Annotated in this window: 18 protein-coding genes and 1 tRNA gene; 11 read left to right on the top strand and 8 right to left on the bottom strand. The window is 57.1% G+C overall.

Annotated elements, in window-relative coordinates; all coding sequences use genetic code 11:
- Positions 1-10: 10 nt before the first annotated feature.
- The 6 genes from HNQ64_RS15300 to HNQ64_RS15275 form a co-directional block, all read right to left on the bottom strand.
- Entirely contained in the window at positions 11-727 is a 717-nt protein-coding gene (locus HNQ64_RS15300) for a PIN domain-containing protein (RefSeq protein ID WP_184210126.1), read from the bottom strand.
- A 124-nt stretch (positions 728-851) separates the two neighbouring features.
- Positions 852-1,976, bottom strand: coding sequence for a citrate synthase (locus tag HNQ64_RS15295; RefSeq protein WP_184210124.1), 1,125 nt, complete (start codon positions 1,974-1,976; stop codon positions 852-854).
- 159 nt (positions 1,977-2,135) lie between these two features.
- On the bottom strand, positions 2,136-3,527 hold the full coding sequence (locus tag HNQ64_RS15290) for a transglutaminase domain-containing protein (RefSeq protein ID WP_184210122.1): 1,392 nt from the start codon (positions 3,525-3,527) through the stop codon (positions 2,136-2,138).
- Positions 3,528-3,642: 115 nt separating this feature from the next.
- A complete protein-coding gene (locus HNQ64_RS15285) occupies positions 3,643-4,344 on the bottom strand; it encodes an ABC transporter ATP-binding protein (protein WP_221305466.1) in 702 nt (233 codons plus the stop codon).
- Positions 4,345-4,347: 3 nt separating this feature from the next.
- Positions 4,348-6,159: an efflux RND transporter periplasmic adaptor subunit gene (locus HNQ64_RS24355; protein WP_184210120.1), complete on the bottom strand. Its 1,812-nt coding sequence runs from the start codon at positions 6,157-6,159 to the stop codon at positions 4,348-4,350.
- Positions 6,160-6,164: 5 nt separating this feature from the next.
- Entirely contained in the window at positions 6,165-7,793 is a 1,629-nt protein-coding gene (locus HNQ64_RS15275) for a TolC family protein (protein ID WP_184210119.1), read from the bottom strand.
- Positions 7,794-8,130: 337 nt separating this feature from the next.
- On the opposite strand from HNQ64_RS15275, the gene HNQ64_RS15270 reads away from it, so the two are divergent.
- Positions 8,131-8,808, top strand: coding sequence for a sigma-70 family RNA polymerase sigma factor (locus tag HNQ64_RS15270; protein ID WP_184210117.1), 678 nt, complete (start codon positions 8,131-8,133; stop codon positions 8,806-8,808).
- Between the two features lie 111 nt (positions 8,809-8,919).
- Here the strand turns inward: HNQ64_RS15270 and HNQ64_RS15265 are convergent.
- Positions 8,920-8,993: transfer RNA gene (locus tag HNQ64_RS15265), tRNA-Gln, on the bottom strand.
- A gap of 181 nt (positions 8,994-9,174) precedes the next feature.
- On the opposite strand from HNQ64_RS15265, the gene HNQ64_RS15260 reads away from it, so the two are divergent.
- The 10 genes from HNQ64_RS15260 to HNQ64_RS15215 all read left to right on the top strand — a co-directional run bounded on the left by HNQ64_RS15260 (position 9,175) and on the right by HNQ64_RS15215 (position 20,057).
- Complete coding sequence (locus HNQ64_RS15260; protein WP_184210115.1) at positions 9,175-10,314, top strand: ABC transporter substrate-binding protein; 1,140 nt, start codon at positions 9,175-9,177, stop codon at positions 10,312-10,314.
- Between the two features lie 122 nt (positions 10,315-10,436).
- Positions 10,437-11,348: an ABC transporter permease subunit gene (locus HNQ64_RS15255; RefSeq protein WP_184210332.1), complete on the top strand. Its 912-nt coding sequence runs from the start codon at positions 10,437-10,439 to the stop codon at positions 11,346-11,348.
- Positions 11,345-12,280, top strand: coding sequence for a branched-chain amino acid ABC transporter permease (locus HNQ64_RS15250; RefSeq protein ID WP_246431059.1), 936 nt, complete (start codon positions 11,345-11,347; stop codon positions 12,278-12,280). Before HNQ64_RS15255 ends, HNQ64_RS15250 begins: the two co-directional genes overlap by 4 nt.
- Positions 12,277-13,068, top strand: a complete 792-nt coding sequence (locus tag HNQ64_RS15245; RefSeq protein WP_184210113.1) for an ABC transporter ATP-binding protein — start codon at positions 12,277-12,279, stop codon at positions 13,066-13,068. The genes HNQ64_RS15250 and HNQ64_RS15245 overlap by 4 nt, the downstream gene beginning before the upstream one ends.
- Positions 13,061-13,768, top strand: a complete 708-nt coding sequence (locus tag HNQ64_RS15240) for an ABC transporter ATP-binding protein (protein ID WP_184210111.1) — start codon at positions 13,061-13,063, stop codon at positions 13,766-13,768. The genes HNQ64_RS15245 and HNQ64_RS15240 overlap by 8 nt, the downstream gene beginning before the upstream one ends.
- Before the next feature lie 99 nt (positions 13,769-13,867).
- Positions 13,868-15,592 (top strand): ABC transporter ATP-binding protein, encoded by a 1,725-nt coding sequence (locus HNQ64_RS15235; protein ID WP_184210109.1) that lies wholly within the window; start codon positions 13,868-13,870, stop codon positions 15,590-15,592.
- Between the two features lie 438 nt (positions 15,593-16,030).
- Entirely contained in the window at positions 16,031-17,419 is a 1,389-nt protein-coding gene (locus tag HNQ64_RS15230) for an FAD-linked oxidase C-terminal domain-containing protein (protein ID WP_184210107.1), read from the top strand.
- On the top strand, positions 17,416-18,498 hold the full coding sequence (locus HNQ64_RS15225) for a beta-ketoacyl synthase N-terminal-like domain-containing protein (protein ID WP_184210105.1): 1,083 nt from the start codon (positions 17,416-17,418) through the stop codon (positions 18,496-18,498). The genes HNQ64_RS15230 and HNQ64_RS15225 overlap by 4 nt, the downstream gene beginning before the upstream one ends.
- 72 nt (positions 18,499-18,570) lie before the next feature.
- Positions 18,571-19,131 carry a bifunctional pyr operon transcriptional regulator/uracil phosphoribosyltransferase PyrR gene (gene pyrR, locus HNQ64_RS15220; protein WP_184210103.1) on the top strand — a complete coding sequence of 187 codons (561 nt, stop codon included), beginning with the start codon at positions 18,571-18,573 and terminating at the stop codon, positions 19,129-19,131.
- On the top strand, positions 19,128-20,057 hold the full coding sequence (locus tag HNQ64_RS15215) for an aspartate carbamoyltransferase catalytic subunit (RefSeq protein WP_184210102.1): 930 nt from the start codon (positions 19,128-19,130) through the stop codon (positions 20,055-20,057). Before pyrR ends, HNQ64_RS15215 begins: the two co-directional genes overlap by 4 nt.
- Here HNQ64_RS15215 and rarD read toward each other — a convergent pair.
- On the bottom strand, positions 20,054-20,938 hold the full coding sequence (gene rarD / locus HNQ64_RS15210) for an EamA family transporter RarD (protein ID WP_184210100.1): 885 nt from the start codon (positions 20,936-20,938) through the stop codon (positions 20,054-20,056). The genes HNQ64_RS15215 and rarD overlap by 4 nt on opposite strands.
- Positions 20,939-20,990: the final 52 nt, after the last annotated feature.

The raw sequence follows: 20,990 nt of genomic DNA, 5'->3' as shown, positions 1-20,990 counted from the left end.
GCAGCTGAATCTAAAAATGATAGGTCAGCGCCCTTTGAGTATCCATTTTCACTCGCCCGCTTTGGATCAGCCGCTGGATCATCTTGGGAATTTCAGGGCTGTTGACCTCTTTTTTCATGAAGGCCGCCAAATGATTCAGCAAAGTCTTTTCCCGTTTCGGTCGGCTTGCCGTCCCCCTCAGAAAGGTAACTACACGCTCAAATTCCGTCCCGACAGGTTTGGGTGAGGAAACTTTTTTCGCCACATGAATCACCGGCTCCAATTCCGCTCCATTGAGTTTTGTTGCGGGCACCTTTTCGACCACGCTGGTTTTAACGACCTCCGGATGCACCATGGGCGTCTCAGGGTGTGATTCGATGAGATTACGAAAGTCATCATGCCGCGAAACAGCCACCTGTCGGCTGCGCAAATGCTGAACCAGCGGATCATACCCAGTATCTTTAGAGACAATGTGATACTGGCCCCCAGGGTAGCTCAGCACCGCCTGCCCCACATAGTAAGACAGAGCAAAATCGAGTGCATTCTTCCCGATGGATTGCAGGCGGATGATCTGGACGGCTTCCGAATGTTGCAAAAGCTTTTCCACCACTTCCACGCCCAGCTTGGTCTGCTTGGCTCCCATCATCAAAGTAAATTGGAATCCCCGACGTCCCACCAAAGACAGGTCCAGCTCATGCACATTCTCGAAATCGACAAACACATGATGGCTGGGCGCTAGAGGGATCATAATACCTCATTCAATCTAAGCGATTGACCCCATCTCCCAAGTGAAATTTCCACACGAATTACTAATATCCATAAAAAAGACCACCCAGCAAATACCGGGTGGTCATGGAATGGAATCGTCGTGATTAACGCTCGTCAATCGGCACGACCTTCTGACCGTACGGACGACCGACGTATTCGCTCAAGGGGCGGAACAAGCGGTTTTCGCTCCACTGCTCCAGCACGTGAGCAGTCCAGCCGCTCATGCGAGCGATGGCGAAGATCGGGGTGAAAAGATCTGTCGGGATATCCAGGCTGTAATACACGGTCGCGCTGTAGAAATCCACGTTCGCATTCAGGCCCTTCCGCTCGCGCATGATCTCAGCGATGCGCTCAGACATCTGGATCCACTTCGCTTCGCCAAGCTGGGCCGTGAGCTGGATGGCCATCTCGCGGAGGTGCGGAGCGCGGGGGTCGAGGACCTTGTACACGCGGTGGCCGATGCCCATGATCTTCTTCTTCTGAGCCAGTGCGTCTTCCACCCAAGAGTCCACATTGTCAGGGCTGCCAATCTCTTCCAGCATGTGAATCACGCCTTCATTGGCACCGCCGTGAAGAGGACCTTTGAGGGCACCGATCGCAGCGCTGATGGCAGAATACATGTCGCTGAGCGTGGAGGCTACCACGCGAGCGGTGAAAGTGGAGGCATTGAAGCCGTGCTCAGCATGCAGCACGTAGGCCACATCCAGTGTCTTCTCAGCCTCCTTACTCGGCACCTCACCTGTCATCAGGTAAAGGAAATGAGCGGCCTCGCTGAGATCCTTGCGGATCGGTGGCAGTTCCTTGCCCGTGCGAGCGCGGTGGAAGTAGGCAGCGACAACGCCGATCTGTGAGACGAGACGAATTGCCGTGGCGAGGTTCTCACTCACATCCACATCGTGACGCTTCAGCTCATAGCTACCCAGCATGGAAACGGCTGTGCGCATGATGTCAATCGGCTTGGCCTTTTTAGGCGCAGCCAGCAAGTAATCAATCACGCCCTGAGGCAGCTCACGCTCAGCCCGGAGAGCCGTCGTCAGCTTCTCCAACTCCGCGCGGTTAGGCAGCTTTTGGTAAAACAACAAATAGACAACCTCTTCGTAGCTGACCTTGCCGGCGAGTTCGTTGATGTCGTATCCGCAATAAAAAAGGATGCCTTCTGCACCCTTCACTTCCCCGAGACGGGTTTCTGCTGCGACGATTCCTTCAAGACCTTTGGAGACGACTGCCATGGCTGTTTTTAGTGGGATGGGGGTTTGCGATTTTGGAAAGAGGTCAAGATACGAGGCGGCACGCCTCTGTCTTGGTGCGAGTTAGCTGCAAGCGTGCAAACGCTCAAGGCAAAATACGCTTCAAGAGCGTTTCCTGAGTTAAGTTCACGCATCTTCACCTTAGCGAGGAGGTTCCTTGCCAAGCTTTTCCTGACCTAGAGATAAAGGCATCTGCCAGATAGACGCATCTTTGGGGATTTCCTTCAGCTCGACAAAGGGGGCTGACGCCGGGTTTGGGCGGCTCGCCCGGGCCACTCGCTGGTTCGCTTCCGGAGGGTTAGCCTCCCCCTCTTTACCCGCTGCTGTCTGAAGACGCGCCTTCAAGCTACGCGGTTCCACTCGCGTCCAAATTTTGGTGGACCAGTAGTCCCCCTTCCAGGCCTGCCCTGGCGTGGAATGAACGTAAAGAGCGTAACGATCAAACATGATTTCCGGCACATATCGGCTCCCCACCCGCGAGACTAGCGGTGGATTGGAGGGATCTGGCCGCCCTTCGGTGGACTCCAGCAGATACTCCTTATCGTCTAGCTTCACCACCACCCAGGCATGGCCGCCGAGATCCCCATAGCGCCCCAGCGCCACCCGTGCCTGAAAGCCACGTGAGAGCAGCCAGTCACACAAAAAAATGGCCGAATCTTCGCAGTCTCCCTGGCCTTTTCGCTGTGTGTCCAGACTGGTCTGCCAGGCATCCGTGGCCGCTTTCTTACTTCCCGGATCTTTGGTATAGACACAGTTGGCATGCACCGCAGCCCAGATGGTGAAAAGCTCATGCACTCTCGAATCATCTTTTGAAAAAACCGCAGGGGGTGCGTAGCCCGTCAAAAACTCATTCACGAAACGATAGTGCCCGTCGGCATCCGTGGCCACGACTGCATAGGTACGTCGGCATTGGGGACACTCCAGCCCCAGACTGTTTTGCTGGCGTGAGATGCGCACGATGTGCGGGTGCTGGCAATGCGGGCAGGTGCTGAAAAAAGCCTCCTCTTTGCTGCTCGCCATCACCTCAGGACTGAAGTCTTCCAGCCTCTGCCCCACGATCAATAAAGACTGATGCATCAGCCCTCCGGCGGATTCTCGCACCGCACAGGCGAGGTGAGTCATCTCCCCTCCGATGCTTTGGCCAAAGTCATGGTATTGATCCAGCAAAGAGCGCAAAGTCGGGCCGCTGGCCGTGCACACGGACACACGCAGATAGCGAGGCGCTTGGGACTGCACCAGTTCAGAGATCCGCGTGGCATCATCCAGAACCATGGTGGGGAATTCCTTCTCCAGCCAAGCCTCCAATTCCACATCCACCTTCAGCAGTGGTTGTCGCACACCGATCCGGACAAAGTTCAGCCGATCCACCAGATCCACCTCAAAGCGAACCCCAGAATAGGTTTTGTCTTCGCCACTTAGCCATTCCTTGAACCACAGGTTCCACGCCGTCAGCTTCCCCTCCTTATGCGCCATCAATCCACCCGCCAGGGCGAGGCCAGAAAAGATGGACCAAATGAGGAGACGAAGCATCATGCGCCCTTAATTATAGTATTTATAATCAAACGCGCAATGCGAAAGCCCGCAGAAACAAATTGTTTACACACACCCCGCTGGCCTCTGCACGCAGTGCCCTAAATGCCCCTTGCCTTTAGTTTCGCGCCTTTGCTCCACGCTCATCCTTTTCCACCACCCCATCTCGCAGACGGATGATGCGCGTGCAGCGCTCCACCATGCGTTCATCATGCGTCACAAAGACCAGGGTCTTCCCCTGCTCATTCAGTTCATCAAACAGAGCCAGGATCTCCTGCCCAGATTTGGAGTCCAGGTTCCCCGTGGCCTCATCGGCCAAGATCATCAGCGGGCTGTTGGAGAGAGCACGGGCGATGGCCACACGCTGCTGCTGCCCGCCGGAAAGTTCATTGGGCTTGTGGTAAAGGCGATGTCCCAGGCCCACCTGCGTTGCCAGCTTTTCGGCCACCTCCCGCATCTTCGCGTCATCCGCCCCGCCGTAGTACATGGGGACCGAGATGTTCTCCACCACGGTCAATTGCTGGATGAGATTGTAGCTCTGGAAAATAAACCCCAGGTTCCGATTTCGTGCAGCGGAGAGATCGTCATCATTCAGAGTCGCCACATTCTCGCCACCTAGGAAGTAATCCCCACTCGTCGGCTGGTCCAGACAGCCCAGGACATTCAGCAGGGTGGATTTACCACAGCCAGAGGGCCCCATGATGCAGACATACTCTCCGCGATGGATGTCAAAGGACACCCCTTGGAGCACATGGCTCAGGACATCTCCCATCTGGTAGGACTTGCGGATATCCCGCAGACTGATGATCGGCTCAGACATGTGTCACTTCACGGCGGCCACATCTTTCGGCTTGGCTTTGCCCTGCCCCTTCGGTTTAGCCGGAGCCACGGGGTCCTCAGACATGCCTGGGCTAGGACCACCGGGTTTGTTTTCCGGCACCAGTTTCTTCGGCAGAGACAGCGCCACCAGTTCGCCCAGTTGCAGCCCCGTGCGGACCTCGATGAACTCATCGTTGAACAATCCTGTCTCCACAGAGCGGCGCTCCAGACTGCCGCTTTCATTCACGTAGCAGAAGTGGTGATCATTCTCCACCTCGATGCTCTGCACTGGCACAAACATCACGTCCGCCAGTTGATCCACCAGGATTTCCACCTTCGCATTCATGCCCGGCTTCATCCAAGGATGCGTGCCCAAAATATGGATGGAGGCAGGATACACCTTCAAGTTAGGCGTGTAGCGGCTGCTGCTGGAATCGGGTAGCACGGCAAGTTCAGCCACACGTCCTTCCAGCACGATGCCCGGCTCAGCATCCACCTTGATCAAGGCTGGCTGGCCGATGCGGACCTTCTTTACCTGAGATTCGTGGACATTCACGTGGACGCCCATCTGCGACATATTTGGAATGGTCAGCACCGTTTGGCGAAAGCGCACATTGCTGCCTTCTTCAATGGACTCACTGTAACGCGCAGCAGCACTGGCGTTCAGATCTCCGTAAGCTACCAGACCAGGCTGCACCGCACGCATCATGCAGGCCTTGAGCTGGCGATCTAAGTCCTCTTTTTTGGCCAACTCCATTTCGTAACGACGTTTCGCCGTCTGAAAACGCGTTTCCGCCTGCGCCATTTTGGAGCGGTTCGCCCGCACCGTGCGCTGCAGCTTCGTCAGACTTTCGCGGTAGGCCGAGACCAACTGCGCGCACATCTTCGAGAACGCATACTTCTTAAACAGATCCAGTTCCGTGCTCGCGGTCTTCCCTGCCAAAGACACTTTTTCAAAGTTCACTTGGTCATTTTCCAACTGAGTCTTGGAGATGAAATCCCGTGAAGCCAGGCGTTGAGAGGCCTCCACTTTCTGCTTGGCCACCGCCAGCTCCGACTTACGCAGCAGCAGCTCGTCTTCCAATTGACGGAGCTTTTGTTGGGCCTCACCATCGCCGCTTTTTTGCCCTTCCAAGAAAGGCGAAAAATCAATGCGCTCAGACTCAGCAGAGCCCACCGTCTTTTTCAGCGCGTTCATCGTGTCTTTTTTGGCTTCGCCCACCGCAGAGACCTTGGCACCAGCCTCCAACTGTGCGTTCGCTTGAGACTCAAGCTGATCGGCAAATTTATCAAATTCAGACGCATCTTTTGGCAGACCTGCATCCGCCAAAATCTTCATGCTCAAGTCACGGCCCAGGTATTTTTCAAAGTCCATCAGCGCAAAGATGGCCGTCTCCTTCATGTCACGCACCAGGCTCTGGTTTTCACTGCGCTGGATTTCACGCCCTTCGTCGGCATCAATGTAAGAGGCCACCGTGGTCTGAAACTGGATCTCGTGATCTTGAATCCGAGTCTTCAGATCAGAGTTATCCAGTTCCACCAGCACCTTGCCTTCCTTCACATCCTCTTCTGTCACCAAGTAACCCTCAGGAATCAGGCTGAGAATTTTCGTCGGTGTTTCGATTTCTGATTTCAGTTCAAAGTTCTGCAACGCGCGGATCTCCCCGCCTTGGAGCACATTGATCTGCAACCGCCCTTTTTGGACGGAGAAAGTTGGCACATCGTCGGCCTGCCGGGTCGAACCAGATGTGAAGTAACTCACTGCAGCGATCCCTGCCACAGCGACTCCTCCGTAGATCCAGATTTTAGACTTCACCTTCTTCATGACTCTCCCTTCGGTTTTTCTTTATTCAATACGTCCACCCATGAGCCGTCTTTCTCAATGTAGAGGACTCCCATGTCACTCCACAGCTGCAGACGGGCGATCACGTGGTCAATCAAGGTCGAAACAACCAAGTCGCGTGCCGTGATCAGGCGGTCCTGAGATTCCACAATGTCACGGGCAGTCCCCTGGCCTTCTTCCATCAGCGCGGTTTCGATTTCAAGACGCTTCTGGGCCAGTTCCAGCCCCTTCTGAGCCAGATCATACTGCTTCCGCGCCACCGCTAAACCGCGCCAGTCCGTGCGGATCGTGCTGCGCAGTTGCTCCTCGGCCAGGTCCAGTTGCCGCTGCGCTAACTGCTCATCCAATTGGCTCACACGAAGGGCATTCCGCTCCGGCTTTGTATTGAGGTTGAGGTCCACGTCCACCCCACCCGTGTAGCGGCGCACCCTGGGGTTCAGTTCCAGTCCCTCGTTGTTATTCGGTGTGCCGATCTGGTACCCCGCCAAGGCATTCAGCGTGGGCAATGTTTGCTGGTGAGCAATCTTCACCCGCCGACGCGTATCCGCAAGACGATCCCGCTGATTGAAGAGGTCCAGCCGGGTAATCAAGGCCGTGTCCATCACGGTATCCAGGTCCTCCTTAGGCTCCACCACTTCCAGGCGCTTCAGCTCCGTGTTGCTCAAGATGATGCGCTCCGTCACTGGCAGACCCAGGGCGATCTTTAAATCATCCAGTTGTTCTTCATAGTTACGCACGGCCGTGATCCAGTTACGCTCATAGGTGAGTTGCCCCTGCTGGATCTGCTTCAGGCTAGATTGCGTGCGCAGATTCGCCTCCGCGAGGGCACCTTCACGAATGATGGAGGCGGCAGCAGCCCGGTTAGCCACGTAGCGGTTACGGGCGGCTTCACGAGCCTGCAAGGTGCGCAAATACTGTGTGGTGATGCTGACGGCGAACTCTTTACGATACTGGGTAAAATCACGAATCGTGTACAAAACATCGCGCTCATCCTGACGCAGAGGCTCAGAGGCCGCCAAGACACCCGCCCCACGCAGCAAAGGCTGTGACAAGACGACACTGGCCTGCGAATCCGAGACATTCCGCAGACCGCCGGTAAAAAAGCGGGTGAAATCGGTCGTCAGGCCGATCGCGAGACGCGTGCCCGTTTTCATCAGATAATCCACGCCTGCTCCGCCATCGGCTGTTAGCGTGTTGGACCGCACTAGATTGTTTACCCCAGTTTTCACCTGAGTATCCGTATAGGCAGCGCCACCATCAGCTCCCACAATCGGGCTGAACTGCTGCCGGGTGCCCGTGAGTGTCAGCGCGGAGAGATAGACAATTTCCTTTCGTCCCAAATAAGTGCGGTTGCGATGCACGGCGAAATCCAGGGCATCGGCCAAACTGATCACCCGCGCGCCTTTTTCGATAAAGGCCCGCTCTCCCAGGAAATCTGCCGTCTCGGAGTTCTTGATGAGCACATCCAGATTCACGGGCTGCGGCGGCGTCACACTCAACAGCGTGTCATCTTCAGCCCCAGGAACGAACTGCGCTTTTTTGCCAATGATGCCAAAGACTTCCCTGTCCGCCCATTTTTTGAAAAACCCCTGGGAACACCCAGACATCAGGCACAAGCTCAGCGCTGCAACGGCGTGCAGCGAACGGTACAGGTGACTGGAGGGCATGGATGACAGCATAACAAGGAAGCGATCTGCTCAGGAAGAGGGTTGAGCGAGCAGACTGACAGTGGTTGGGGGCTGAATACTACGCCCCGAAAACCCGTCTCTATCAGGGGAGCTTAAATAAAGAACCTTCGGAGCACCCAAATCCGTACTGTCCCGCACCACCAATCTGAGCCGCATCCGCGAAATAGCTTTATTGCAGTTTTGACCGCATCCAAAACGCCAACGAGGTGTTTCAAATAGCCGTTGCCACACCTGCCTCATCCCTACACTTTCCATCATGGAGGAACCGCTCCCAAAAGAAATCACCGAAGAAATGATCAAGGAAGTGTCCGGCTCACCCGCGACACGTAAGACCTTGATCGAGCGACTGGACAACTGGAGCGATTGGTCAAGCTGGGACGAATTTTACCGCACCTACTCTGGATTCGTCTTCCACGTCGCCCGTAAGTCCGGTCTCAGTGATGATGAAGCCAGCGACGTCGTGCAGGAAACCTTCATTGGCGTGGCCAAAAATCTGCAAAAGAAGAAATTCGATACCAGCCTCGGCTCCTTCAAATCCTTCCTCCTCAATCAAGCGCGCTGGCGTATTTTGGACCAATTTCGCCGCCGTAAAAAGCAGCAGAGCCGCGAGGCCAATCTGTATGCCGATGAAACGGACGACCGCCGCACTGCACCGATTGACCGCTGCGCCGACCCGAACGGCATGACTCTCGAAAAACTCTGGGACAAAGAATGGCAGGACAAGATCATGGACATCGCCCTCCGACGGGTGAAGGCCCTGGTCTCTCCCCGCCAATACCAGATTTTTTCTTGCTATGTCCTCAAAGGCTGGGACCCCGAACGCGTCAAAAAAGAACTCGGCGTCAATGCGGCGCAGGTCTATTTGGCCAAACACCGGGTGGGTCGCATCCTCAAACGCGAAGCCGCCAAACTGGCTGCTGAAGAAGAGGAATAAAATCGCGCGGCCACTTGCAACAATCGATTTGGAAAAGTGGCCTGCTGCGTTGATGAAAGCAGCCTTTGGCTTCCAAAGAATCAGCTTTTACTGGCTGACTTTGAGCCCCCTTGGCTACCCCGTAAGGATTCGAACCTTAAATAAGAGATCCAAAATCTCCTGTGTTACCATTACACCACGGGGTAATGAGGTGAGGGTCGTCAGAATACCGCTCAATTTTCAGCGTGCAACCGTGTCAGGTAAAAAAATTCATTTTCTTTCTCTCTGACAGGTCTCGGCGTGCGACATCCGGTGTCCCTAGGTTGCCAAAACAGGTGCTTTTCCCCTTGCCCATGGTATGCAGACTGCTAGAAAGGCGCAATGCAGATGCTAACACGCCAACTTTTCATTTTAGGATCGCTCGGGATTCTTCTTTCCGGTTTCACAGGATGCAACAAGAGCGGCGGAGATACCATCCTCATCGGTGAATTTGCCTCCCTCACAGGTAAGGAAGCTACCTTTGGCACCTCTTCTCATGAAGGCACTCTCCTGGCGATCAAGGAAATCAATGCCGCCGGCGGCGTGCTGGGCAAGCAGCTAGAATTGAAGACCGAAGATGATCAGTCCAAGGCCGGCGAGCCAGCCAACGTCGTCAACAAGCTGATCTCCAAAGACGGTGTCGTCGCTATCCTGGGCGAAGTGGCCTCCAGCCGCTCCCTCGAAGCCGCACCGATCTGCCAAGAAAATGGCATCCCCATGATCACCCCGGCCTCCACTAACCCGAAAGTGACTGAAACGGGCGACTACATCTTCCGCGTCTGTTTCATCGATCCCTTCCAGGGCACCGTGATGGCCAACTTTGCCCTCAATACCCTGAAGGCTAAAAAAGTCGCCGTATTCACGGATGTGAAGAGCGACTACAGCAAAGGCCTCGCCAAATTTTTCAAAGAAGGCTTCACCAAAGCAGGTGGCCAGATCGTTTCGGAGCTCGACTTCAACGGTGGCGATAAAGATTTTAAAGGTCAGCTCACCGCCATCAAATCCGCTGCACCGGATGCGGTTTTTATCCCTGGTTATTACACGGATGTGGCCCTCATCTGCATCCAGGCCAAGCAACTCGGCCTGAACGTCCCCCTCATCGGTGGTGACGGCTGGGAAAGTGACAAGCTGGTGGAACTGGGCGGCGCTGCTGTGGAAGGCCATTATTTCTCCACCCATTATGCGGCGGATGCTGCATCCCCAAAGGTCACGGCCTTTGTGGAATCCTACAAAAAGGAATACAAGGGTAAAGTGCCAGACTGCATGGCCGCTCTTGGTTATGATTCCGTTTACTTCCTGGTGGATGCCATCAAACGCGCCAACGGGACCGAGCCTGCCAAACTTCGGGATGCCTTGGCTGGCACCAAAGAATTCGATGCTGTCACGGGTAAAGTCGCCATCAATGCCCAGCGCGATGCCGTCAAATCCGCCGTCATTTTGCAGATCAAAGACGGCAAATTCAAATTCTTGGAAACCGTCAATCCTTAAGCTGGAAATCGCATCGGTTCGAGAGTCTTAGTCTCCGGCATTTGGGTCGAATTAACTGAGTGAACCACCCCCTTCATTCCGTCTTTCTGAACGTCGCCTAACCCTCAACTCGTTTCATTCCTCTGGACTGGTTTCTTCAGCAACTCATCAACGGCCTCGCCCTAGGTTCTATCTACGCGCTCATCGCGCTGGGTTACACCATGGTTTATGGGGTCCTCCGGTTCATCAATTTTGCCCACAGTGATGTGCTCATGTTGGGGGCCTTTTCAGCTTACTTCTTAGCCCCTGCGGTGGAGAAGATACTGCCCCTACCCTCCATCGCGGGGGCCCTTATCGTGGTGCTGCTCTCCGCCATGATCTGCGCGGGCATCGGCATGCTGATCGAGTTCTTGGCTTACCGCCCCCTGCGCTCACGGCCTAAATTGACCGTGCTCATCACGGCCATCGGTGTCTCTCTATTCATTGAGTTCACCTGCCAGCACCCTGCCGTACTAGGCGCCGATACCAAACCCTTCCCGAAATTGCTCACGGAAAATGATCTGCACTTTGGCGGGCTGGTCATCGGCAGCAATGACCTCGTCATCGTGGGCACCACCCTGGTCCTTCTCGCTTCCCTTTGGTTTGTGGTGCAGCGCACCAAGATCGGCACGGCCATGCGCGCTGTTTCTTTCAATCAGCAGGCGGCTGCTCTGATGGGCATCAACATCAACCGCATCATCTCCTTCACTTTCGGCCTGGGATCCGCCCTGGCTGCGGTGGCGGGCATTTTGTATGCCATCAAGGCCCCAGGCATTGATCCCCTCATGGGCGTGCAACCCGGTCTGCGCGCCTTCGTTGCAGCGGTCCTCGGCGGTATTGGTAACCTCCCCGGCGCAGCGCTGGGTGGCTTGATCTTAGGCCTCGTCGAGACTTACGCTGGTGGTACACCTGGCCTCTCGAATTACCGGGACGGCATCGCCTTTGCCATCCTCATCCTCATCCTGTTGTTCAAACCTGCCGGCCTGCTCGGCAAAGCCACCGTGGAAAAAGTATGACCTCCATGAAGGGCGCTAAACGCTGGCTTATCGCTGGCATCATTCTGGCCATCGTCGCCTCCCAGTTCAGCGGTTCTATCAATCGTTACGATCTGGGCATCCTCATTGACATCGGCATCAATATCATCCTGGCCGTCAGCCTCAATCTGATCAATGGCCACACAGGACAGTTCAGCCTCGGCCATGCTGGATTCATGGCCGTGGGAGGATATTCAGCGGCGAAGTTCACGCTCGTCGTCGCGCCCCTGGTGCCTGAGTCCATGCAGCCACTGCTCTTCTTGGTTGCGCTTTTACTCGGCGGTCTTTTCGCTGCCATTGCAGGTCTGGCCGTGGGCATTCCATCGCTTCGGCTGCATGGGGATTATCTTGCCATCGTCACTCTGGGGTTCGGTGAAATCATCCGCGTCATTGCCCAAAACACAGAGGCCGTTGGCGCGGCGAGCGGTCTAACCGGCATTCCCAAGGACACCACACTGGGCTGGACGTTTGCCCTCGCTGCCGTGACGGTTTATGTGGTCGCTGCCTTGGTCAATTCCACCTATGGCCGCGGTTTCATCGCCGTGAGTGATGACGAAGTGGCCGCCAGCTCCATGGGCATCAACCCAGTGCGCTACAAGGTCACTGCCTTTGTCATTGGGGCTTTTTTTGCTGGCATCGCCGGTGGCCTGTATGCCCACCACAAAACCTTCCTCTCCCCCACCGGTTTCGATTTCTTCAAGTCCATTGACATCGTCGTCATGGTCATCCTGGGCGGAATGGGTCGCACGGCTGGCGTCATCATCGCCGCCATTTTGCTGACGCTCCTGCCTGAATTCCTGCGCTCCTTTGCGGACTACCGCATGATCATCTATTCCTTGCTCATCATCGGCTTGATGATCGCAAGACCCCAGGGGCTCTTCACCTTTGGCAAACGGAAAGGAGCCGCAGCATGAGCGACTTCCTCCTCGACATGGACCATGCCACGATCCGCTTCGGTGGATTGACGGCCGTTTCAGAATTGAATCTGAAGATCGGGCCGAATGAGCTCGTCGGCCTCATCGGCCCCAATGGCGCAGGCAAGACCACCGCCTTTAACCTCATCAGCGGTGTTTATAAACCCACCTCGGGAAACATCACTTTTAATAGTTCGAGCATCTGCGGCATGAAGCCTCACCAGCTCACCAAGCTGGGCATCGCACGCACGTTCCAGAACATCCGTCTGTTTGCCTCGCTCAGCGTCTTCGACAACGTCCGCGCCGCCACGCAGCTCCATCGCAGCCATGGCATTCTCAATTCCCTCTGGCGCGGAAAATCCTTCACCGAAAGCGAGCGCGAAGTCGAAAAAGAGGTCTTGGATCTGCTGGATATCTTCGACCTCGCACGCTTGCGGGATGAAGAGGCCAAGTCCCTGCCCTATGGCAACCAGCGCCGCCTGGAGATCGTGCGCGCCTTGGCGACACGCCCTAAACTGCTGCTATTGGATGAACCTGCCGCCGGGATGAACCCCACGGAGAAAGAGGAGCTGATGCACCTGATCCAGTTCATCAAGGACAAGTTCAAAATCGCCATCCTTCTGGTGGAGCATGACATGAAAGTCGTCATGGGCATCTGCCAAAAAATCGCCGTGTTGGAGTATGGCAAAAAGATCGCCGAAGGCACCCCTGAGCAGATCCAGAAAGATCCAAAAGTGATCGCGGCCTACCTGGGAACCGAAGATGAGGAGGTGAATGACGATGCTTGAGATCCAAAACCTCGAAGTCGCCTACGGCTCCATCAAAGCCCTGCATGGCATCTCTTTGAATGTGCCGGAGAAATCCATCGTCACCCTCATTGGCGGCAATGGTGCGGGCAAATCCACCACCCTGCGCACCATCTCTGGACTGGTGAAAGCCCGCTCTGGCAAGGTGATCTATGATGGCCAGGACATCACCCATCTGCCACCGCATGAGATCGTGAGTCGGCATCTCTGCCATGTGCCGGAAGGCCGAATGGTCTTCGCGAACCTGACGGTCTTGGAAAACCTCAAAATGGGTGCCTACCTGCGGAACGACCGCGCAGGCATCGCGGCAGACATTGAATATTCCTTCCATGTCTTTCCCCGTCTGAAGGAGCGCCTTAGCCAGCAGGCAGGCACCCTTTCCGGAGGTGAGCAACAGATGCTCGCCATCGCACGGGCACTGATGAGCCAGCCTCGCTGCCTGATGCTGGATGAGCCCTCCCTGGGCATTGCCCCTATCTTGGTTCGCGCCATCTTCAAACAGATCGTCGCCATCAATAAGGAGCGCGGCATCACCATCCTCCTGGTGGAGCAGAATGCCAACCTTGCCCTTGGCATCTCCCATTACGGCTATGTTTTGGAAACAGGCAAAGTCCTGCTCCAAGATGATGCCAAGGCCTTGAGGCAAAACCCGCAGGTGCGCGAAGCCTACCTCGGAGATTGATCTCCTCTCGCGGCGGGATCAGCGGCAGCGCAGCGAGTTGGAAAACTCGTTCTAAATCATTGCACTCACGCGTATGTTCTCCCTCCCCCGCACTCTCCCTTGAAAACTACTCTCCGCGTCTTTTCCTACCTGCGCCGCTATCCCCTAATGGCGGGTGCCCAGCTCTTCTGCGCCATCACAGGTACCTTGATGGTCGTGGTCTTTCCCGCCGTGACCCGGGAGGTGCTGGATGTGGTGGTGCCTCAGGCGCAGTGGGATCGCCTCGTGCCCCTGATTCTCATGGCTCTGGGTGCCTACTTTGCCCAGCATCTGTTCAATAGTCTGCGCATCATGCTGAACAACACGTTTGAGCAAAAGGTGATCTATGACCTCCGGAGCGACCTCTATCAGCGCCTGCAAACCCTGCCTCTGCGTTGGTTTGATAATCGGCCGACTGGGGACATCATGACCACCGTCGGGGAGGACATCCCCAGCGTGGAGCGTGTGCTCATTGACGGCATCGAGCAGGGGCTGGTGGCCATCATCCAGATCGCCGTCGTGGGGGTCTTCATGTTTCAGGCAGATACCACGCTGGCCCTCTGGGCCCTGGTGCCCATCCCGTTTTTAGCCATCGGCGCCATGGCTTATACCCGGACGTCCAAAGATCGCCACCGTGCGGTGCGCCGGGCCAGCAGCGGCATGAACAGCATCCTTCATGACAACGTGGCAGGCATGCGCCAGATCAAAGCCTACGCCATGGAAAAGGAGGAGCATTCACGCTTCAATGCTGCTAGCGAAGCTCTCAAAAAAGCCAGCCTGCATGTCATGCGCATCTGGGCCATTTATCGTCCCGGCATGCACTTTCTCACCAGCGTGGGCATGGTCATTGTCCTGTGGATGGGTGCTCGCGGGCTGATGGAAGGCCGCATTGAAAAAGGCGACCTGGCCGCTTTCCTCCTGCTGCTGAAATTCTTTTATGATCCCATCGAGCAACTGCATCAGCTCAACCAGATCATCCAGGGCGGGCGAGCCGCAGGGGAGCGTGTTTTTGACATCCTGGATGCCCAGCCAGAAACCGATACGGTGGAGGGGAAAACCCTGCCTGTCATCCAAGGACATGTACGCTACCAAGATGTGGGCTTCAGCTACGGAGGTAAAATTCCCACCGTTCACGGTATCAATCTGGAGGCCCTACCAGGCCAAACCATCGCCCTAGTGGGTCCCACAGGAGCTGGCAAGTCCACGCTGATCAATCTCCTCACTCGCTTTTACGAATATGATGAGGGCCTCATCACCATTGACGGGGCTCCCGTTCATGAACTCAACAAAGCCTGGCTGCGAAGCAGCATCGGATACGTCACTCAGGAAAGTTTCCTCTTCAATGGCACGGTCAGGGAGAACCTCGTCATCGGTAAACGCGACGCGACCGACGAGGAGCTCTGGCAGGTTTTGACCGATGCGAATGCCGCAGGCTTTGTCCAGCGTCTGGAAAAAGGCCTGGATACCCGTGTGGGTGAGCGTGGGGTCAAACTCAGCGTGGGCGAAAAGCAGCGCATTTCCATCGCCCGCGCCCTGCTGAGAAATCCTCCCATCCTGCTCCTGGACGAAGCCACCGCCAGTGTGGATACGGAAACCGAGCGCCAGATTCAAATCGCTCTGGATCGCCTGATGCAGAACCGCAGCAGCTTTGTCATCGCTCACCGACTCAGCACCGTACGTCACGCTGACAAGATCTACGTGCTAGATCAGGGAAAGATCGTAGAGAGCGGAACGCATGATGATTTAATTAAGCGTGACGGCATGTATGCCAGCCTCTGTCGCACCTCTCTCATAGGATATTCATGACTCATGACTAATGCTAGCCATTAAGACTAATATCGTTACGAAACCTTTCCAAAGATAACTAGACTTTTTGCACGAAAGCGTATTGATTCCCAACAGTTTAATTCTATGGGAATCATCATCGTATCCGGTATCGGTTTGGTGACCGTCGTCGCTCTGGTCATCAATCTCAGAAAACCACGTTCGAAACGTGGTTGGGGAAAGCGTGACTAAAATCATAGTCCGCTGCTTTTCACCTGTGAAAGTAGCATTCAAAAGGACAGATATGAAACCTTGCAAAGAAGAGGGACGACAGACTTCAAAGCATCGGGTTACGATACAATAGCCTGAACCTAGGCAAGTCATCTCCACCTAAATCGGTGAACTTTGCCCTTCCCTATCCCTGTTAGAAAGCCGTGGCTGGTCAGTTGCCATGTCCCTGGGATACGCCACACTGACAACGTGAACCCCGTCACCCCAGCCCACGCGGACACTCTCCGCGCCCTGCTATCTCCTGATCGTGTCCTGACGGCCGATGAGGACATCCTGCCTTACAGCTTTGATGGCACCGCCGCGTTGAAAGTCCGCCCCGGGGCTGTGGTTTTTCCGCGCACGTCCGAAGAAGTCGCCGCCTGCGTGAAGCTAGCCCGGGAGGCCCACATCGCCGTGGTCACTCGGGGTTCTGGCACGGGCCTCAGTGGCGGCAGCGTCCCCTCCCCGCAGTGCCTCGTCGTTTGTCTGGTGCAGATGGACAAGATTCTGGAAGTGGATGAAAAGAACCTGACCATGCGTGCCCAGTGCGGGGTCATCACCAAGGAGATTGATGATGCCGCAGCCAAGGTGGGTCTCTTTTATCCGCCTGACCCCGGCAGCATGAAAATCAGCACCATCGGCGGCAATGTGGCGGAAAACAGCGGCGGCCTGCGCGGCCTAAAGTATGGTGTCACGCGCGATTATGTCATGGGCATCCAGGTGGTCCTGCCGGATGGCACACTGACTTGGCTGGGCAACAAGTGCGTGAAGGATGTGGCCGGCTACTCCATGAAGGATCTTTTCATCGGCAGCGAAGGCACCCTCGGCATCATCACCGAGGTACTCATCAAGCTGCTGCCCCGCCCCGTCGCCCGCAAGACCATGCTGGCACTCTATGACCGCATGGAGTCCGCCGCAGAAACGATCAGCGCCATCATCGCGGCCAAGATCATCCCCTGCACGCTGGAGTTCCTGGACCGCACCACCGTGCAATGCGTGGAAGATTACGCCAAGATCGGCCTACCTACCGATGTGGAGGCCCTGGTGCTGATGGAAACCGATGGTCACCCTGTGGTGGTGCAGGAAGAGGCCGAACAAATGATGCAACTGGCCCGCCAGCACGGGGCCCGCGAGGTCCGTGCCGCTGCCGATGAAGCCGAAGGGGCCAAGCTGGCCTCCGCCCGCCGCAATGCCTTCTCCGCCCTGGCCCGCGTGATGCCCACCACCATCCTGGAAGACGTCACCGTGCCGCGCACGGAGCTAGCGCACATGGTCGGCTTCATCCGCGAATGCGCCATCCGGCATAACCTCAAGGTGGGCACCTTCGGCCACCTCGGCGATGGCAACCTGCACCCCACTTTCCTGACCAATGAGCGAGACCACGAGGAGATGCATCGCGTGGAGGCGGCGCTGGAGGAAATCGTCAATGAAACCCTGCGCCTGGGCGGTACCGTAACGGGTGAGCATGGCGTCGGCCTCGCCAAAAAAGCCTTCGTCCGCCGCCAGCTAGGCGATGGCAGCTACGAGCTGATGAAGAGCATCAAGCGAGCACTCGATCCCCAGTGCCTGCTAAATCCTGGCAAGATTTTTGATCTGTGAGCCGCAGCATTGCCATCACTGCCGCTGAGACGGCCTGCGCCCTCGGAGACACCCTGGATGCCAGCCTGGCCACTTGGCAGGCAGGCCGCAGCGGCCTGAGCCAGCAAGAGGGTCTCCTGGCCGGCCGTATCGCAGATCGCAGCGTGCTCAAAGGCCGCCGTTACGGGGCGGCCAGCAATCTGGGCGTGCAGGTGGCCCGCCGGGCCGTGGCCCGCGCTGGCTGGAGCGAGGCCGAGACCCGCAACGCCTGGCTCTTTGCTGCCAGCAGCCGGGGCAATGCCGGGGAGTTGCTTGGTTCCCACGCCTGGCGTCGCCCTTCCCGCCGCTTCAGCGCCAGCAATACCCTGCACAGTGAAATCGCCGCCGCCATCAGCATCGAGCTCGGCATTCGCGGCCCCTGGCAGATGATTTCCAATGGTTGCTCCGCCGGGCTGGACGCCCTCGGGTTCGCCTGGATGGCCTTGCAGGCTGGGCTCACTCAAAGGGCACTTGTCGTCGCTGTGGACCTGCCGCTTTACCCGGAACTGCTGCGTGATTTCCAGGATACACGGCTGCTTTCCACCAGTGGCCGCAATGATCCCTTGTCTCCCCACACCTCCGGTTTTCACCCCGGCGAGGCCGGCGTGGCCCTGACGCTAGAACTCGGCGGTCAAGGCCCGGTAGTGAAACGCTATGCCGCCAATAGCGATGCCTACGACTCCCTCGTCATTCCTGAGGATGGCGCACCCCTGGCCGAGTTGCTCGCAGGTTTTGAAAAACCCGCGCTCCTCTGCCCGCACGCCACTGGCACGGCCAATCACGCCCAGGCGGAAATGAATGCCCTGCGCAGCACCTATCCACAGGCGCCGCCGCTGCTGCTGCTGAAACCCTTCACCGGCCACACGCTCGGGGCCAGTGGTCTCCTGGACATCGCCCTGATTTCCGAGGCCCTCCGCTGTCGTGCCATGCCGGGGAACCTTTCCGGCCTCACCTGCCCTGACAGCCTGTGTTTAGACCTCCCGCCGAAGCCCCAGAGCGTGCTCAAAATCGCCTCCGGCATGGGTGGCCACAATGCGGCAGTGCTGCTGACCCACGAATGATCTCTGGCCACAGGCAACGGCAAATTCGGGAATTTCGTTGACGCTCCCGCCACTCTGCATTCATCTCAAACCGTGACCCAACCGCCTGACAAACTCCGCCAACTCCTTGACGCCGCCGGAGTGGCGCGTTGCCTGGATGAGATCGCGGCCGCCATTGATGCCCGTTGGAAAAACGAAGCCCGCATTGCCCTGGTGGGCGTCTATCGCCGGGGGGTGCCCTTTGCCCGTGCCCTGACCGAGCGCCTGCGGGCCCGTGGCCGTGAGGTGGACTTTGGTAAGATTGATATCACGCAGTATCGCGATGACCTGCAGACCATGAAGGTGGTGCCAAAGCTGGAAGGTTCCGATCTCGGCTTTGATCTGGACGATGCCGTCGTCATCCTCTGCGACGAAGTCATTTACACCGCCCGCACTTCCCGCGCCGCTTTGGAGGAGTTGCTAGATTTTGGCCGCCCTCGCTGCGTGCAGTTCGCCGTGCTGGTGGACCGCGCTGGGCGCGAACTCCCCCTCCAGCCCGACTACGTCGGCATCCGTGTGGACCTGCCCGCTGAAGAGCGCGTGAGCGTGCGCTTCGCTGATGGCGACGGCTGGGACGAAGTATTTGTTAGACCTTGGCAAAAGACAAACGCATGAGCCTCACCCCGCGCAAAGACCTCCTCGACATCGCCTCCCTCACGAATGAGGAAATCGAGTTCGTGCTCGCCAATGCGGTGCCGTTCAAAGACCTCTTCAAACGCAGCGTCAAGAAGGTGCCCACGCTTAAAGGACAAACCGTGCTCACACTCTTTTATGAGCCCAGCACCCGCACCCGATCCTCCTTTGAAGTGGCGGCCAACCGCCTTTCCGCCGATGTCACCCACTTTGACATCGAGTCCTCCAGCGTGGTGAAGGGCGAGTCCGTGCTGGATACCGTGGAGACCTTGGAATCCATGCGCGTGGACTACATCGTGGTGCGGCATAAGCAGTCCGGCATCCCCAGCCTCATCGCCAAAAACACCCGCGCCAGCGTCATCAATGCCGGCGATGGCTGGCATGCCCACCCCACCCAGGCCCTGCTGGATGCCTTCACCCTGCGTGAAAAATTCAAGGACCTGCGCGGTGCCCGTGCCCTCATCGTCGGGGACATCCAGCACAGCCGCGTGGCCCGCAGCACCAGCCTCATCTTCCGCCGCCTGGGTATGCACGTCGCCTACCTCGCCCCCGGGTCCATCATGCCGCGCGAGACTCCTGAGGACGTGAAACTCTTTGGCAACTGGACCGATGCGCTAGATTGGAAACCGGACGTTGTTTACCTCCTGCGCGTGCAGAGCGAGCGCATGGACGAACCCTTCTTCCCCAGCGCTGCCGAGTATCACAAGAACTACGGCCTCACCGATGCCCGCGTGGAGATCCTCAAAGAGCGCGGCCTCTGGCTCATGCATCCCGGCCCCGTCAATCGCGGCGTGGAGATCACGGACAGGGGCATGAACTACGAGAAGAGCCTCATCAATCAGCAGGTGGAAAACGGCATCGCCGTGCGCATGAGCGTGCTCTACTGGCTGAAGCCGGGAGCTGTCTAAGTCGTCTCCTGTTTTTTGGAAAGCTGGTCCACACAAAACACAGCAACCGCACTCCAGATGAGCGCGAAGGCCACCAGGGACAGCGGGCTCAGCGGCTCGCCATAGGCCAGCACGCCCAAAAGAAATTGACCTGTGGGAGCCAGGAATTGCAGCAGGCCTAACAAACTAAATGGCAATTTTCTGGCCGCATGAGCAAAGCCCAGCAAGGGCACCGTGGTGACTACTCCGAGGCCCATCACCAGGGCCAAATCCAGCTCACTGCCACTGCCAAAAATCGCCCGACCCTGAGCCGAAGCCCAGAGCAAAAAACCACCCGCCACTGGCAGGGCCACCAGAGATTCCGTGGCTAGCCCCGCCAAGGCCCCCTGCGCGGACTTCCGCCGTACCAGCCCGTAAAAACCAAAGCTGAAGGCCAGCACGAGGGCAATCCACGGCGGCCTCCCGACTGCAATCATTTGCAGCAATACTCCGCCAGCGGCGAGGCCGATGCTGATCTTTTGCCGACGAGAAAGCGTCTCCCCCAAGAGCACACAACCGATCAGCACATTCAGCAGCGGATTCAAAAAGTAACCCAGGCTGCATTCTACCAGATGCCCATGCTGCGCGGCCCAGACAAAGGTGCCCCAGTTGATCCCCAGCAGCACCGCTGCCAGCGCATGCGTGCGCAGGATGTCCCCGCGCCGCAGATCCCTCAGCCAAGCCCGAGCTTCACCGAACAGCAGCAGTAGAGGCACCGTCAGCGCCAGCGTCCACACCACCCGCTGAGCCACCGCAATGTCCGACCCGATGTGCCCCACCCATTTCCAATAAACCGGGATGATCCCCCACAGCCCAAAGGCCATGACCGCACTCAAAATGGCGGGTGTAGGCGGGCGTGGCATGGTACCTCATTAAGCACCAGATGACGGACAAAACAAAATGAGATAAAGGATC

The organism is Prosthecobacter dejongeii, assembly GCF_014203045.1.
In the GTDB taxonomy this organism is placed as follows: Bacteria; Verrucomicrobiota; Verrucomicrobiia; order Verrucomicrobiales; family Verrucomicrobiaceae; genus Prosthecobacter; species Prosthecobacter dejongeii.
Note: the sequence above shows the minus strand (reverse complement) of the source record. Positions and strands in the feature narration are given on the sequence as shown.

Coding starts and splice junctions, on each gene's coding strand:
- rarD (WP_184210100.1), bottom strand. CDS start 20,938: ATGCCACGCCCGCCTACACCCGCCATTTTGAGTGCGGTCATGGCCTTT.
- HNQ64_RS15275 (WP_184210119.1), bottom strand. CDS start 7,793: ATGTCTGGGTGTTCCCAGGGGTTTTTCAAAAAATGGGCGGACAGGGAA.
- HNQ64_RS15295 (WP_184210124.1), bottom strand. CDS start 1,976: ATGGCAGTCGTCTCCAAAGGTCTTGAAGGAATCGTCGCAGCAGAAACC.
- HNQ64_RS15300 (WP_184210126.1), bottom strand. CDS start 727: ATGATCCCTCTAGCGCCCAGCCATCATGTGTTTGTCGATTTCGAGAAT.
- HNQ64_RS15260 (WP_184210115.1), top strand. CDS start 9,175: ATGCTAACACGCCAACTTTTCATTTTAGGATCGCTCGGGATTCTTCTT.
- HNQ64_RS15285 (WP_221305466.1), bottom strand. CDS start 4,344: ATGTCTGAGCCGATCATCAGTCTGCGGGATATCCGCAAGTCCTACCAG.
- HNQ64_RS15250 (WP_246431059.1), top strand. CDS start 11,345: ATGACCTCCATGAAGGGCGCTAAACGCTGGCTTATCGCTGGCATCATT.
- HNQ64_RS15290 (WP_184210122.1), bottom strand. CDS start 3,527: ATGATGCTTCGTCTCCTCATTTGGTCCATCTTTTCTGGCCTCGCCCTG.
- HNQ64_RS15240 (WP_184210111.1), top strand. CDS start 13,061: ATGCTTGAGATCCAAAACCTCGAAGTCGCCTACGGCTCCATCAAAGCC.
- HNQ64_RS15245 (WP_184210113.1), top strand. CDS start 12,277: ATGAGCGACTTCCTCCTCGACATGGACCATGCCACGATCCGCTTCGGT.
- HNQ64_RS15215 (WP_184210102.1), top strand. CDS start 19,128: ATGAGCCTCACCCCGCGCAAAGACCTCCTCGACATCGCCTCCCTCACG.
- HNQ64_RS15270 (WP_184210117.1), top strand. CDS start 8,131: ATGGAGGAACCGCTCCCAAAAGAAATCACCGAAGAAATGATCAAGGAA.